At 59.8% G+C, this 13,879-nt stretch carries 14 protein-coding genes; 11 read left to right on the plus strand and 3 right to left on the minus strand.

The window, feature by feature from the left end; all coding sequences use genetic code 11:
• Positions 1-52 precede the first annotated feature (52 nt).
• A complete protein-coding gene (gene gloB, locus Q4577_RS00950) occupies positions 53-823 on the minus strand; it encodes a hydroxyacylglutathione hydrolase (RefSeq protein ID WP_303467139.1) in 771 nt (256 codons plus the stop codon).
• Positions 824-886: 63 nt separating this feature from the next.
• Between gloB and Q4577_RS00955 the strand changes: the two genes are divergently transcribed.
• The 8 genes from Q4577_RS00955 (at position 887) to metG (ending at position 10,154) form a co-directional block, all read left to right on the plus strand.
• Positions 887-1,633, plus strand: coding sequence for a methyltransferase domain-containing protein (locus tag Q4577_RS00955; RefSeq protein ID WP_303467136.1), 747 nt, complete (start codon positions 887-889; stop codon positions 1,631-1,633).
• A 305-nt stretch (positions 1,634-1,938) separates the two neighbouring features.
• Positions 1,939-2,505 carry a F0F1 ATP synthase subunit delta gene (locus tag Q4577_RS00960; RefSeq protein WP_303467133.1) on the plus strand — a complete coding sequence of 189 codons (567 nt, stop codon included), beginning with the start codon at positions 1,939-1,941 and terminating at the stop codon, positions 2,503-2,505.
• A complete protein-coding gene (atpA, locus tag Q4577_RS00965; RefSeq protein WP_303467131.1) occupies positions 2,506-4,044 on the plus strand; it encodes a F0F1 ATP synthase subunit alpha in 1,539 nt (512 codons plus the stop codon).
• Between the two features lie 12 nt (positions 4,045-4,056).
• A complete protein-coding gene (locus Q4577_RS00970) occupies positions 4,057-4,938 on the plus strand; it encodes a F0F1 ATP synthase subunit gamma (protein ID WP_244685867.1) in 882 nt (293 codons plus the stop codon).
• A 17-nt stretch (positions 4,939-4,955) separates the two neighbouring features.
• Positions 4,956-6,380: a F0F1 ATP synthase subunit beta gene (gene atpD / locus Q4577_RS00975; RefSeq protein ID WP_303467129.1), complete on the plus strand. Its 1,425-nt coding sequence runs from the start codon at positions 4,956-4,958 to the stop codon at positions 6,378-6,380.
• Between the two features lie 72 nt (positions 6,381-6,452).
• Entirely contained in the window at positions 6,453-6,890 is a 438-nt protein-coding gene (locus tag Q4577_RS00980; protein WP_303467127.1) for a F0F1 ATP synthase subunit epsilon, read from the plus strand.
• A 180-nt stretch (positions 6,891-7,070) separates the two neighbouring features.
• Complete coding sequence (trpB, locus tag Q4577_RS00985) at positions 7,071-8,303, plus strand: tryptophan synthase subunit beta (RefSeq protein WP_303467124.1); 1,233 nt, start codon at positions 7,071-7,073, stop codon at positions 8,301-8,303.
• Between the two features lie 132 nt (positions 8,304-8,435).
• Positions 8,436-10,154: a methionine--tRNA ligase gene (gene metG / locus Q4577_RS00990; protein WP_303467121.1), complete on the plus strand. Its 1,719-nt coding sequence runs from the start codon at positions 8,436-8,438 to the stop codon at positions 10,152-10,154.
• A gap of 97 nt (positions 10,155-10,251) precedes the next feature.
• Here the strand turns inward: metG and Q4577_RS00995 are convergent, their stop codons facing one another.
• Both Q4577_RS00995 and Q4577_RS01000 read right to left on the minus strand, forming a co-directional pair.
• Positions 10,252-10,686: a peptidylprolyl isomerase gene (locus Q4577_RS00995; protein ID WP_244685871.1), complete on the minus strand. Its 435-nt coding sequence runs from the start codon at positions 10,684-10,686 to the stop codon at positions 10,252-10,254.
• 150 nt (positions 10,687-10,836) lie between these two features.
• A complete protein-coding gene (locus Q4577_RS01000) occupies positions 10,837-11,283 on the minus strand; it encodes a VOC family protein (RefSeq protein WP_303467117.1) in 447 nt (148 codons plus the stop codon).
• A gap of 99 nt (positions 11,284-11,382) precedes the next feature.
• Here Q4577_RS01000 and Q4577_RS01005 point away from each other — a divergent pair, with 99 nt between their 5' ends.
• From Q4577_RS01005 to Q4577_RS01015, 3 genes are read left to right on the plus strand one after another with little or no spacing between them, the layout of a single operon-like run.
• Positions 11,383-12,069: a haloacid dehalogenase type II gene (locus tag Q4577_RS01005; protein WP_303467114.1), complete on the plus strand. Its 687-nt coding sequence runs from the start codon at positions 11,383-11,385 to the stop codon at positions 12,067-12,069.
• On the plus strand, positions 12,070-12,897 hold the full coding sequence (locus Q4577_RS01010; protein WP_303467112.1) for an alpha/beta fold hydrolase: 828 nt from the start codon (positions 12,070-12,072) through the stop codon (positions 12,895-12,897).
• The gene (locus Q4577_RS01015; RefSeq protein ID WP_303467109.1) at positions 12,894-13,865 is read left to right on the plus strand and encodes a threonine/serine dehydratase; all 972 of its coding nucleotides are present in this window, start codon (positions 12,894-12,896) and stop codon (positions 13,863-13,865) included. Before Q4577_RS01010 ends, Q4577_RS01015 begins: the two co-directional genes overlap by 4 nt.
• The last annotated feature ends 14 nt before the right edge of the window (positions 13,866-13,879 follow it).

The raw sequence follows: 13,879 nt of genomic DNA on the forward strand, positions 1-13,879 counted from the left end.
ATTTCCAAACACTGTAGAGACAGCGCCGTGATTTGCGGCAATGTGGCAGAGGTTATTTGAAGCTGTCCCGCCGTTTTCGGACCTCGGCAAAGACAGACACGGGATCGCCATCCGCCAGTGCAACCGCCGTTTTCACCGCCGCAACATGGGCGCGCAAAAATGGGTTGGTGGCCAGCTCTTGTGCTAACGTGGTGGGAACGGTGGCACGCCCCGCTGCGCGTGCTGCCGCGATTTCTTCTCCGCGAGAGATAAGATCATTATTGCCCGGTTCAATGGTCATGGCAAAACGAAAATTGGTTTCCGCGTATTCATGGCCGGAACAAATCACTGTGTCCGGCGGCAGGGCGGCCATTTTCTGCATCGAGGCCATCATCATATCGGGCGTGCCTTCGAACAACCGGCCACAACCCAGCGCCATCAGACTGTCCATCGTCACGAGGAACCCGGACTTCGGCAGGTGATAGGCGACATGGCCGATGGTATGGCCCGGCACATCCAAAACGGTCACCTCTTCGCCGCCAAAGGCAATGCTGTCGCCTTCGACCACCTGTTGGTCCAGCGGCGGCAGACGATGCGCGTCCGCCTTGGCACCAATGACACGGGCAGGGGCGGCGCGCAGCAGATCGGCGGTGCCGTCCACATGATCCCAATGGTGATGGGTCAAAAAGATATGGCTGAGCGTCCAGCCCCGGGTTTCCAATGCGCTCAGGATCGGCCCGGCCTCCGGCACATCAAACACGGCGGTCTCGCCGGATTGGGCATCATGCATCAGATAAGTGTAATTATCCGACAGGCACGGGATGGTCACAAGCTCAAGGGGCATGGCAATTCGCGGCTCCGTTGCTAGAGTGGCCCCCAAGTCTGACCCAAAGGAGCGCGGACCGCAATGCACCTTGATGTGCAGGATCTGAGGAATTTCTATTACCGCAGCACGCTGGGCCGTGCGGCGCAAAAGGCCGTGCGCGAACGGATGCTGAAAATCTGGCCCGAGGCCAAGGGCCAAACCGTGGCCGGATATGGCTTTGCCGTGCCATTGCTGCGGCCCTATCTGCGGGACGCGCGCCGGGTGATTGCAATGATGCCGGGCCCGCAGGGGGTGATGCCCTGGCCTGCGGGCGCGCCAAACGTGTCTGTTCTGACAGAGGAAACGCTGTGGCCGATTGAAACCGGTCGTATCGACAAACTTTTGCTGTTGCATGGGCTGGAAACCTCAGAACGTCCCACGGCGCTGCTGGAGGAATGCCACCGGGTGCTGGGGCCGGGGGGCAAGGTGATGTTCATCGTGCCGAACCGCGCGGGCCTGTGGTCGCGCAGCGATGCCACGCCTTTCGGCTTTGGCCGCCCCTACAGCCAGGGCCAGCTTGAGACCCAATTGCGCGTGCATGGCTTCATGCCAGAGGCCCACGCCGCGGCGCTCTATCAACCGCCGTCGCGCCGCCGCTTTTGGCACAAGGCCGGCCCGGTCTGGGAACGGATGGGCCAGCGATTTGGCTTGCCATTGCCGGCAGGGGTGTTGATGGTTGTGGCATCCAAACGGGTGCAGGCACCTTTGGGTCCGGGCAACCGGGTGCGGGTGCGAAACCCGTTGGAAGTGCTCAGCCCGACGCCCGCAAAAGGCATCAAACCAGTATAGGCGCTAACATGTAAATCAGGGTCGGTCATCGCACCAAAATTGCGCAGAAAACCGGCACGGGAATCGTGGATCTTCACAAATTCGCGCGTTTTTTGTTGTCTTTCCGGTGCCGCATTCGGTCGCATATGAGCTAAGTCACTGGTTTTTATCAAAAAACACCAGTTCGGAAAAGCCTTCAAGCATGTTGCGGGGTAGGGTAGGCTCTGCTACATCCGCGTTGATTTTGCGCTTTGAGCTACATCAAGGCCGGGAAACGCCCCCGGAATTCGCATCCTGCGAAGAACCGGGGCCAGATAGTCGGAAGGGTGGACGTGTCCGAACCAGCTTCGATTTCCTCTGGCATTGCTGATCGCTATGCGACAGCGGTGTTCGAGATCGCGAACGAGAACGGCAAATTGGCCGAGCTTGAAGGAAACCTTGACGATCTTGCTGCGGCGCTGAATGAGAGCGACGATTTGCGGGATCTGATCAACAACCCGCTCTATACGCGCGCGGCCCAGGGTGCGGCGATCACAGCGCTGGCCCAAAAGATGGAGCTGCGCCCGGTGTTGGCAAAGGCGCTGGGGCTGATGGCCTCCAAGCGCCGGTTGTTCGTGTTGCCTCAGCTCATCAAACAGCTGCGCGCCAAGATTGCAGACCACAAAGGCGAAGTGACCGCAGATGTGGTCAGCGCCCAGCCGCTGTCCCCGGCCCAGGCCGATGCGCTGGCAGCGACGCTGAAAGCGTCCATTGGCAAAGACATAAAAGTGAATGCGACCGTTGATGAAACCCTCATCGGTGGTCTTGTTGTCAAGGTGGGCTCGAAGATGATCGACACGTCGATCCGCTCCAAGCTCAATTCCCTCCAGAATGCAATGAAAGAGGTCGGATAAATGGGTATCCAAGCAGCCGAAATTTCTGCGATCCTAAAGGAGCAGATCCAAAACTTCGGACAAGAGGCGGAAATCGCCGAAGTGGGCCGCGTGCTCTCTGTCGGTGACGGTATCGCACGTGTTCACGGCCTCGACAGCGTTCAAGCTGGCGAAATGGTCGAATTCCCCGGCGGCATCATGGGCATGGCGCTGAACCTCGAGGCCGACAACGTCGGTATCGTGATCTTCGGCTCTGACCGGGACATCAAAGAAGGTGACACCGTCAAGCGCACCAACTCGATCGTGGACGTGCCCGCGGGCAATGGTCTTCTGGGTCGTGTTGTTGACGGTCTGGGCAACCCGCTGGACGGCAAGGGCCCGATTGAATTCTCCGAGCGTCGCATCGCCGACGTCAAGGCACCGGGCATCATCCCGCGTAAATCGGTTCATGAACCGATGGCAACCGGCCTGAAATCGGTTGACGCGATGATCCCGATTGGCCGTGGCCAGCGTGAGCTGATCATTGGTGACCGTCAGACCGGCAAAACCGCCGTGGCGCTTGACGCGATCCTGAACCAGAAAACCTACAACGAAGCCGCCGGCGACGACGAAGACAAGAAGCTGTATTGCATCTATGTCGCTGTTGGCCAAAAGCGTTCGACCGTTGCACAGCTGGTGAAGCGTCTCGAAGAATCCGGCGCGATTGATTATTCGATCGTTGTGGCTGCGACCGCGTCCGACCCGGCCCCGATGCAGTTCCTTGCGCCCTATGCCGCGACCGCAATGGCGGAATTCTTCCGCGACAACGGCCGTCACGCGCTGATCATCTATGATGACCTGTCCAAACAGGCTGTGTCTTATCGTCAGATGTCGCTGCTGCTGCGTCGTCCGCCCGGACGTGAAGCCTATCCTGGCGACGTTTTCTATCTCCACTCCCGCCTGCTGGAACGTTCGGCCAAGCTGAACGAAGACAACGGCTCGGGCTCGCTGACCGCTCTGCCGATCATTGAAACCCAAGGTGGCGACGTTTCGGCGTTTATTCCGACCAACGTGATTTCGATCACCGACGGCCAGATCTTCCTTGAAACCGAATTGTTCTATCAGGGTATTCGCCCAGCTGTGAACACCGGTCTGTCGGTGTCGCGGGTTGGTTCGTCCGCTCAGACGAACTCGATGAAATCGGTTGCGGGTCCGGTGAAACTGGAACTGGCGCAGTATCGCGAAATGGCGGCCTTTGCCCAGTTTGGTTCCGACCTTGATGCCGCGACCCAGCAGCTGCTGAACCGTGGTGCGCGTCTGACCGAGCTGATGAAACAGCCGCAGTATTCGCCGCTGACCAACGCGGAAATCGTCTGCGTCATCTTCGCCGGCACCAAAGGTTACCTCGACAAGATCGCGGTGTCCGACGTGGGCCGTTTCGAACAGGGCATGCTGCAACATCTGCGTTCCAAGCACAGCGATCTGCTGGACTTCATCACCAAGGAAGACCCCAAGATCAAAGGTGAAGCCGAGGACAAGATCCGCGCCGCACTGGACGAATTCGCCGCTGACTTCGCATAAGGAGATAGGGCTATGCCAAATCTCAAGGACCTAAAAAACAGGATCGCGTCGGTCAAATCGACCCGCAAGATCACCAAGGCCATGCAAATGGTGGCCGCCGCAAAACTGCGGCGGGCACAGGAAGCTGCGGAACAGTCGCGTCCCTATACGGAACGGTTCAATGCCGTGATGGCAGGGCTGGCAAAATCTGTGGGTGACAGCGACAGCGCACCCCGGCTTTTGTCCGGCACTGGCAGTGACGATGTGCATCTGCTTGTCGTGATGACCGCTGAGCGCGGTCTTTGCGGCGGCTTTAACGGCAACATCGCCAAGCTGGCGCGCGCCAAGGCGCAAGAGCTTATTGCCCAGGGCAAGACTGTCAAAATCCTGACCGTCGGCAAAAAAGGCCGTGATGCGATCAAACGCGATTTGGGTGCACATTTTGTGGCCCATATCGACCTGAGCGACGTCAAGCGTGTCGGCTATGCCAATGCGCAGGACATCGCAAAGGATGTTCTTGGCCGGTTTGACGGTGGTGATTTCGACGTTGCGACGATCTTCTATGCGAAGTTCGTCAACGTCGTGACCCAAATTCCGACCGCGCAACAGATCATCCCCGCCACATTCGATGTGGACGAGGCCGAGGAAGCCGGGGCGAGCACGCTCTATGACTACGAGCCCAGCGAAGAGGCAATTCTTGCCGATCTGCTGCCCCGTGGTGTGGCAACCCAGATCTTTGCAGGCCTTTTGGAAAATGGTGCATCGGAACAGGGTGCGCGGATGTCCGCAATGGACAACGCAACCCGCAACGCAGGCGAAATGATCGACAAGCTGACGATCGAATACAACCGCTCGCGTCAGGCCGTCATCACCAACGAACTGATCGAAATTATCTCGGGCGCGGAAGCGCTCTAAGAACCGGAGACCTATAAATGGCAAACGCACAAGGCAAAGTGACCCAGGTCATCGGCGCCGTTGTCGACGTACAGTTCGACGACGAGCTGCCGGCGATTCTGAACGCGCTGACCACCGACAACAACGGCAACAATCTGGTTCTGGAAGTGGCCCAGCACCTGGGTGAAAACACTGTCCGGGCCATCGCAATGGAAGCGACCGAGGGCCTCGTTCGCGGTCAAGCGGTCGAAGACACAGGCGGGCCGATTTCGGTTCCCGTCGGCGAGGCGACCCTTGGCCGCATCATCAACGTCATCGGCGAGCCGGTTGACGAAAAAGGTGCAGTTGAGGCAACAGAAACCCGTTCGATCCACCAGCCTGCACCGGAATTTTCCGATCAGGCGACCGAAGCCGAGGTTCTGGTGACCGGGATCAAGGTTATCGACCTGCTGGCGCCTTACGCTAAGGGTGGTAAAATTGGTCTGTTCGGTGGTGCCGGCGTGGGCAAAACCGTTCTGATCATGGAACTGATCAACAACATCGCAAAAGTGCACTCGGGTCTCTCGGTGTTCGCGGGTGTTGGTGAGCGGACCCGTGAAGGTAACGACCTTTACTACGAAATGATCGAATCCGGCGTTATCAACCCCGATAACATGACCGAGTCGAAAATTGCGCTGGTTTACGGCCAGATGAACGAGCCTCCCGGTGCGCGTATGCGGGTTGCCCTGACCGGTCTGACGCTGGCGGAACAATTCCGTGATTCGACAGGTTCTGACGTTCTGTTCTTTGTCGACAACATCTTCCGCTTTACTCAGGCGGGTTCGGAAGTTTCGGCTCTGCTTGGTCGTATTCCTTCCGCTGTGGGCTATCAGCCGACACTGGCCACCGACATGGGTGCGATGCAGGAACGGATTACATCGACAAAGCGCGGTTCGATTACATCGATCCAAGCGGTCTATGTGCCTGCGGATGACCTTACCGACCCGGCACCTGCAACCACCTTTGCCCACCTTGATGCGCAAACCGTTCTGTCGCGTGCGATCTCCGAACTGGGTATCTACCCGGCCGTTGACCCGCTCGATTCCAGCTCGCGTTTGATGGATCCGGCGATTGTGGGTGACGAGCACTATAAAGTGGCGTCCGACGTTCAGCAGATCCTTCAGCGCTACAAATCGCTGCAGGACATCATCGCCATTCTCGGCATGGACGAACTGTCGGAAGAGGACAAGCTGACCGTGGCACGTGCCCGGAAAATCCAGCGTTTCCTGTCCCAGCCGTTCGACGTGGCGAAAGTGTTCACCGGCTCTGACGGTGTGCAGGTTCCGCTGGAAGACACGATCTCTTCGTTCAAGGCGGTTGTGGCCGGCGAATATGACCACCTGCCCGAAGGCGCCTTCTATATGGTTGGCGGCATCGAAGAGGTGAAAGCCAAAGCCGAGAAGATGGCTGCCGACGCGGCCTAATGAACTGGCCGGTTGTTTCCAAACGGGCCCTTCGGGGCCCGCGCGGGAACAACCTCTCCAAAGGAGAAGAAGATGGCAGATGAAATGCAATTCGACCTGGTCAGCCCAGAGCGCAGCCTTGCTTCGCAAAAGGTGACTTCGGTTCAGATCCCGGGTGCGGACGGCGATATGACGGCTATGGCCGACCACGCGCCAACGATCACCACCCTGCGTCCCGGCGTTCTGCGGGTTGATGGGGCCGGCGCAACGGCCGAATATGTTGTGACCGGTGGGTTTGCCCAGATCAATTCCGACGGCGTGACTGTTCTGGCGGAACGGGCGATTGCCCGCACCGACATGACCCAGGAACTGCTGGACGCGATGATCGCCGAGGCCGCTTCGGTGCACAAAGCCGCCAAAGAAGCCAAGGAACCAGCCCAGGGCATGTTGGATGATGCTGCAAAGCTGGTCGCCGATATGGTGGCAATGGGCAGCGAAATTGGCCTTTCGGCCAGCCAGCCCAACCTCTGATCCGGCGAAGATCCGACAAAACCTTTATGATGCGGCGCGTCTCCCTTTGGGGGCGCGCCGTTTCTTTTGGCGGATGCACCTTCGCAGTGCACCATATTGCTCTGGTTCCGGGGGCATTAGTGCTTTTACTCCTTGGGCTGCGGCGGTATTCAGATGGGCAAAACCGACAAAGGTGTCCTCATGTCCAACGACCTTTTCAATTCTTTCATGACCGGCCCTGACGAAAAGGGTCGTTTCGGCAATTACGGCGGGCGCTTTGTGTCCGAGACCCTGATGCCGCTGATCCTCTCGCTTGAAGAGGAATATGAAAAGGCCAAGACAGACAAAGATTTCTGGGACGAGATGGAGTTTCTGTGGAAACACTATGTTGGTCGTCCCAGCCCGCTTTATCATGCCGAAGGGCTGAGCGAACGCCTTGGCGGCGCCAAGATCTATCTCAAGCGTGACGAGCTGAACCACACCGGCGCGCATAAGATCAACAATGTGTTGGGCCAGATCCTGCTGGCCAAGCGTATGGGCAAGACCCGGATTATTGCCGAAACCGGCGCTGGACAGCATGGGGTGGCCACCGCCACCGTCTGTGCCAAGTTCGGGCTGAAATGCGTGGTCTATATGGGCGCGCATGATGTTGAACGGCAAAAGCCGAATGTGTTCCGCATGCGCCTTCTGGGGGCCGAGGTGGTGCCGGTCACGTCTGGGCGTGGCACGCTCAAGGACGCGATGAACGATGCGCTGCGCGACTGGGTGACCAACGTGCGCGATACGTTCTACTGCATCGGCACCGTGGCCGGGCCGCATCCCTATCCGGCGATGGTCCGCGATTTTCAGGCGATCATTGGCAAAGAAGCCAAAGAACAGATGCAAGAGGCCGAGGGCCGTTTGCCCGACACGATCATTGCTGCCATCGGTGGTGGATCGAATGCCATGGGTCTGTTCTTTCCCTTCCTAGATGACAAGGATGTGCGCATCATCGGGGTCGAGGCCGGCGGCAAAGGTGTGAACCAGAAGATGGAACATTGCGCCTCGCTGACGGGGGGACGTCCCGGGGTGCTGCATGGCAACCGGACCTATCTGTTGCAGGATGATGATGGTCAGATCCTCGAAGGATTCTCGATCTCTGCCGGTCTCGACTATCCCGGCATTGGCCCGGAACATTCTTGGCTGCATGACACCGGCCGCGCCGAATATGTCGCCATCACCGACAAGGAAGCGCTGGAGGCATTCCAGCTTTGCTGTGAATGTGAAGGCATCATTCCGGCGTTGGAACCCTCTCACGCCCTGGCGCATGTGATGAAGATCGCACCGGATCTGCCGAAAGATCACCTGATCATCATGAACATGTGTGGCCGTGGCGACAAAGACATCTTTGCCGTCGCCAAGCATCTGGGTTTTGACATGGATGATGCCGAGTAACATCCTCCGGGCGGGGGCGGCTGGCCTAATCCCACTGCGGGAATTGGCAAATCTTTTGCCCCGCCCCCACGACCACTGGCCCCGCGTGTCGCCCTGCGCTAAACGGGGCGAAACCACATTTCGGGGACGCCCATGACACGCCACCTCATTACTTCTGCCATTCCCTATATCAACGGGATCAAGCACCTCGGAAACCTGATCGGCTCGCAATTGCCGGCGGATCTGTTTGCGCGGTTCCAACGGGCCCGCGGTAACGAGGTGATGTTCCTGTGTGCCACCGATGAACACGGCACGCCCGCCGAACTGGCCGCCGCAAAGGCCGGCAAGCCGGTGGATGAATTCTGTGCTGAAATGCATGTGGTGCAAGCCGAGATCGCCAAAGGCTTTCGTCTGTCCTTTGATCATTTTGGCCGCTCCTCCAGCCCGCAAAACCGCAAGCTGACCCAGCATTTCGCAGGCCGTTTGGCCGAGGCAGGTCTGATCCGCGAAGTCAGCGAAAAACAGGTCTATTCCCACGCCGATGGCCGCTTCCTGCCGGACCGTTATATCGAGGGCACCTGCCCGAACTGCGGTTACGACAAGGCGCGCGGCGACCAATGCGAAAACTGCACCAAACAGCTTGATCCCACCGACCTGATCGAGCCGCGCAGCGCGGTCTCGGGCTCGACCGATCTTGAGGTGCGGGAAACCAAACACCTTTATCTGCGGCAATCCGATATGCGGGGCCAGCTGGAGGCTTGGATTGATGGCAAAACCGACTGGCCGGTTTTGACCACCTCTATCGCCAAGAAGTGGCTGAACGATGGGGACGGTCTACAGGACCGGGGGATCACCCGTGACCTCGACTGGGGTGTTCCGGTGCAGAAGGGCGATGCGCCCTGGCCGGGAATGGAGGGCAAGGTTTTCTATGTCTGGTTTGACGCCCCGATCGAATATATCGCCAGTGCCGGTGAATGGGCCGAGGCCAACGGCAAGGGCGACGCCGATTGGCAACGCTGGTGGCGCACCGACAAGGGCGCCGACGACGTGCGCTATACCCAGTTCATGGGCAAGGACAACGTGCCGTTCCACACCCTCAGCTTTCCGGCGACGATCCTCGGTTCGGGTGAGCCATGGAAATTGGTCGATTACATCAAGTCGTTCAATTATCTGAATTATGATGGCGGCCAGTTCAGCACCTCGCAGGGGCGTGGCGTGTTCATGGATCAGGCGCTGGCCATCCTGCCGGCCGATTACTGGCGCTGGTGGCTGTTGTCGCATGCCCCCGAAAGTTCGGACAGCGAGTTCACCTGGGAAAACTTCCAGGCCTCGGTGAACAAGGATCTGGCCGATGTGCTTGGCAACTTTGTCAGCCGCGTCACCAAATTCTGTCGCTCGAAATTCGGCGAAGAAGTGCCCGCCGGGGGCGCAAATGGTCCGCGCGAAGAGGCGCTGATCGCCGATCTGACAACCCGTCTGCGCGCGTATGAGGGCCATATGGAGGCCATCGAGGTGCGCAAAGCGGCGCAAGAGCTGCGCGCGATCTGGGTTGCGGGCAACGAATACCTGCAGGACGCGGCGCCATGGTCGACCTTCAAGACCGATCCCGAACAGGCGGCGGCGCAGATCCGTATGGCGCTGAACCTGATCCGGTTCTACGCGGTGATTTCCAGCCCCTTCATCCCCGACGCCAGCGCCCAATTGATGGCTGCGATGCAGACCGATGATGACAGCTGGCCAGCTGAGCTGGATGCCGCGCTGTCGACGCTGCCGGTCGGACATGGGTTTACCGTGCCTGACGTGACCTTCCGCAAGATCACGGACGAAGAACGCGAGACGTGGCAAACCGAGTTCGCCGGCGTTCGCAGCTGATAGGCCATGAAAAAACGCCCGCCGCGGAATGCGACGGGCGTTTCATGTCATGATTTGGCTTCGGCTTAGTTTGACGTCCGTTCAGTTTGACGTCCGCTCAGGCGGCGTCGATCTTGACCAATTCGATGTCGAACGTCAGATCTTTGCCCGCCAGCGGGTGATTGGCGTCCAGCGTGACCACCTCTTCGGTGACCTCGACCACAACAACCGGCATGACCTGCCCGGTTGGGGTCTGAACCTGAAGCTGCGTGCCGGGATCAAGCGGAATATCCGCCGGGATTTCGCTGCGCGGCACGTCCTGACGGGCGCTTGGGTCAGGCTGGCCATAAGCCTCGTCAGCGGGAATGTTCACGACCTTCTTGTCGCCCACTTCCATGCCGGGAATGGCTTTGTCGAGACCGGGAATGATCTGGCCCGATCCGACGGTGAATTCCAGCGGGTCACGCCCCTGCGAGCTGTCAAAGGTGGCGCCGTCGGCCAGTGTTCCGGTATAATGAATGGCAACGGTGTCGCCCGATTTGACCTGGGTCATGCAATCTCCGAGATGTGGGGGGAATGAAAGTGGGAGGCCGCCGCTCTGGCGGGTTCTCCGGATGATGAACCGCTATAATAGCGGCATGCACCGGGATTGGCAAACCGCGTGCGCCGGTGCGGATGCCAATGCCGATTTTGTGCTGTCGCGTCATGTCCCAAGGCCCGGCACCATGCGGAACCATCCCTTGAAAACAAGATGTTGCGGCGGTGTTTTCGGATTGCTTGGCGTCATCAACCCCAGCGCCGCGCCGGTGGGATCCTTGATGATAGCGAAACGGCCCACGCCTTCGACCTCGAACAAATCACGCATGACAGTGCCGCCCATCGCGGCTGTCTGCTTGGCGGCGGCATCGACGTCATCAACGGCGATATACATGAACCAATGGGCGGGGATCTCATCCATATTGGGAATGTCCGCCATGTCCATCATTCCGGCCACCATGTCCTCGCCGCGTTTGGCGACATGATATTCGGCATCGCCCATCGGTACGGTTTCCCAGGTCCAGCCGCAGGTGCTGGAATAATAGGCTTTGGCGCTTGCGATGTCGCGGGTCATGAGTTCGTTCCAGTGGATTTCGCCGTGTACTTTCGGCATTTTGCGCTCCTTTGAGTTTGGCTGCGTCAACGTAACATGGAATCGGGGTTTTCCCTTGGTCTTTCCCGTGCCAGTCTCGCCCAAAAGGGGGACATTGTGATGACAATCACGACCTGTATTTTTGACGCTTACGGCACCTTGCTGGATGTGTCATCGGCGGCGCGGCTGGCGGCGGCGGAACCCGGCCAGGATCATTGGGCGGGCAAATGGCCTGCCTTGTCTGCGGATTGGCGGGCGAAACAGCTGCAATACAGCTGGTTGCGGGCCATCACCGACGATCATTGCGATTTCTGGCAGGTCACGCAGGACGGGCTGGACTGGGCGATGGCGCGTCATGGGCTGGAAAGCGATGTGGCGTTGCGGGAACGGCTGCTGGCCCTCTATTGGGAGCTGCAGGCCTATGCCGAAGTGCCACCGATGCTGGCGACGCTGAAAGCGGCCGGGATGTCGACCGCGATCCTGTCCAATGGGTCGCCGGATATGTTGGCCGGCGCGGTCGAAAGCGCGGGCCTTCAGGAATTGCTGGACGATGTGCTTTCGGTGGAAAGCGTCGGCATCTTCAAGCCGGCGAAACAGGTCTATGACATGGTTGGCACCCGGTTTGACTGTCGCCCGGAGCAGGTGCTTTTTGTATCGTCCAATGGCTGGGACGCGGCGGGGGCGGCGGGCTATGGTTTTCATACCGCTTGGGTCAATCGCGCAAATGAGCCTGTGGACAACCTGCCGGGGCGCCCCCAGCATGTCCTGTCGGATCTGACCGGGATTGCCGGGATCTTGGGGATCTGAATGGCATATTTCACCACTTCGGATGGGCTGAAATTGTATTTCGCGGATGAGGGCACCGGCCTGCCGGTGTTGTGCCTGTCGGGATTGACCCGCGACAGCCGCGATTTTTCCTATGTCCTGCCGCATCTGACCGGCTGTCGGGTGATCCGGCTGGATTATCGCGGCCGGGGGAAATCGGAATTCGCCGCTGATCCGCTCAGCTATAATATCCCGCGCGAGGCGCTGGATGTCGTGGAGCTGTTGGATCATCTCGGGTTGGACCGGGTGGCGATCCTTGGCACGTCGCGGGGGGGACTGGTGGCGATGGCATTGGCCGTGACCGTGCCAGAGCGTTTGATCGGGGTGGCGCTGAACGATATCGGGCCAGAACTGGCCAGTGATGGGCTTGACGTGATCATGGGCTATCTGGGCAAGCAGCCGCCGTGGAAAACCTATGAAGAGGCCGCAGCCGCGCGTGAAAAAGGTGTGATGACCGGGTTTGCCAATGTCCCGGCCAGCCGCTGGCGGCAAGAGGTCGAAACCTTTTATGATCAGACCGCCGATGGGCTGCGCATCACCTATGATCCCGGCCTGCGTGACGCGGTGATTGCCGCCGGTGCCCAGCCGATGCCGGATCTCTGGCCGCTTTATGATGCCTTTGCCGGCAAACCATTGGCGGTGATCCGGGGGGCGAACTCTGATCTTCTCAGCGCCGAAACCCTTGCCGAGATGCAAAAGCGCCGCCCCGATGCCCATATCGCCGTGGTGCCCGATCGTGGCCATGTGCCATTTCTGGATGAGCCTGAGGCGCTGAATGCATTGGGCAATTGGTTGGATGACATGCGATGAACATTGCAATGATTGAAGCCGCCTATGCGCGGATCTCTGGCGTGGTGCGCCGCACACCTTTGCTGTCCTCGCCCTTTCTGGACGAGATCGCCGGGCGGCGGGTGCTGATCAAACCGGAATGTCTGCAACACACCGGCAGTTTCAAGTTTCGCGGCGGCATGTCCGCCTTGTCGGCGCTGGACCCGGCGGTGCGGGCGCGTGGCGTTATCGCCTTTTCATCCGGCAATCATGCCCAGGGCGTGGCGCTGGCGGCGCGGCATTTCGGGGTGCCTGCGGTCATTATCATGCCGTCGGACGCCCCCAAGGTCAAAGTCGCCAATACCCGTGGGCTGGGCGCCGAGGTGGTGCTGTATGAACGTGGGGTCGAAGATCGCGAACCGATTGGCCAGCAGCTGGCCGAAGAGCGTGGCCTGACCCTGATCCGCCCCTATGACGCGCCCGAGGTCATCGCAGGGCAGGGCACCTGTGGTCTGGAAATTGCGCAACAGGCGGCGGAACTGGGGATCGACAGGGCAGAGGTGCTGGTCTGTTGTGGCGGCGGCGGGCTGACGTCCGGGATTGCCTTGGCGGCCGAGGCCCATGCGCCCGGTCTTCGGGTGCGCCCGGTGGAACCGAGGGGGTTCGACGATGTCGCCCGGTCGCTGATATCCGGCCAGCTGGAACGCAATGCGGTCGAGGCGGGCGGCCTGTGTGATGCGGTCTTGACCCCGACACCCGGCACGTTGACCTTTCCGATCATGCAGCGCCTCTGCGGCCCGGGGATCGCGGTCAGCGACGAGGCCGCGTTGCGGGCCATGGCGCAGGCCTTTGTCCGGCTCAAGGTGGTGGCGGAACCGGGCGGGGCGGTGGCGCTGGCGGCTGCGCTGTTCCACGGGGCCGAGATCGAGGCCGATACGGTGGTTTGCACGATTTCCGGCGGCAACGTCGATCCCGCGGTGTTTCAGCGCGCCCTGAACAGCATCGCCTGAAATCGCATCGCCCG

Source organism: Marinovum sp. 2_MG-2023 (genome assembly GCF_030548265.1).
GTDB lineage: Bacteria > Pseudomonadota > Alphaproteobacteria > Rhodobacterales > Rhodobacteraceae > Marinovum.

Coding starts and splice junctions, on each gene's coding strand:
- gloB (WP_303467139.1), bottom strand. CDS start 823: ATGCCCCTTGAGCTTGTGACCATCCCGTGCCTGTCGGATAATTACACT.
- Q4577_RS00955 (WP_303467136.1), top strand. CDS start 887: ATGCACCTTGATGTGCAGGATCTGAGGAATTTCTATTACCGCAGCACG.
- atpA (WP_303467131.1), top strand. CDS start 2,506: ATGGGTATCCAAGCAGCCGAAATTTCTGCGATCCTAAAGGAGCAGATC.
- Q4577_RS00970 (WP_244685867.1), top strand. CDS start 4,057: ATGCCAAATCTCAAGGACCTAAAAAACAGGATCGCGTCGGTCAAATCG.
- atpD (WP_303467129.1), top strand. CDS start 4,956: ATGGCAAACGCACAAGGCAAAGTGACCCAGGTCATCGGCGCCGTTGTC.
- Q4577_RS00980 (WP_303467127.1), top strand. CDS start 6,453: ATGGCAGATGAAATGCAATTCGACCTGGTCAGCCCAGAGCGCAGCCTT.
- trpB (WP_303467124.1), top strand. CDS start 7,071: ATGTCCAACGACCTTTTCAATTCTTTCATGACCGGCCCTGACGAAAAG.
- metG (WP_303467121.1), top strand. CDS start 8,436: ATGACACGCCACCTCATTACTTCTGCCATTCCCTATATCAACGGGATC.
- Q4577_RS00995 (WP_244685871.1), bottom strand. CDS start 10,686: ATGACCCAGGTCAAATCGGGCGACACCGTTGCCATTCATTATACCGGA.
- Q4577_RS01000 (WP_303467117.1), bottom strand. CDS start 11,283: ATGCCGAAAGTACACGGCGAAATCCACTGGAACGAACTCATGACCCGC.
- Q4577_RS01005 (WP_303467114.1), top strand. CDS start 11,383: ATGACAATCACGACCTGTATTTTTGACGCTTACGGCACCTTGCTGGAT.
- Q4577_RS01010 (WP_303467112.1), top strand. CDS start 12,070: ATGGCATATTTCACCACTTCGGATGGGCTGAAATTGTATTTCGCGGAT.
- Q4577_RS01015 (WP_303467109.1), top strand. CDS start 12,894: ATGAACATTGCAATGATTGAAGCCGCCTATGCGCGGATCTCTGGCGTG.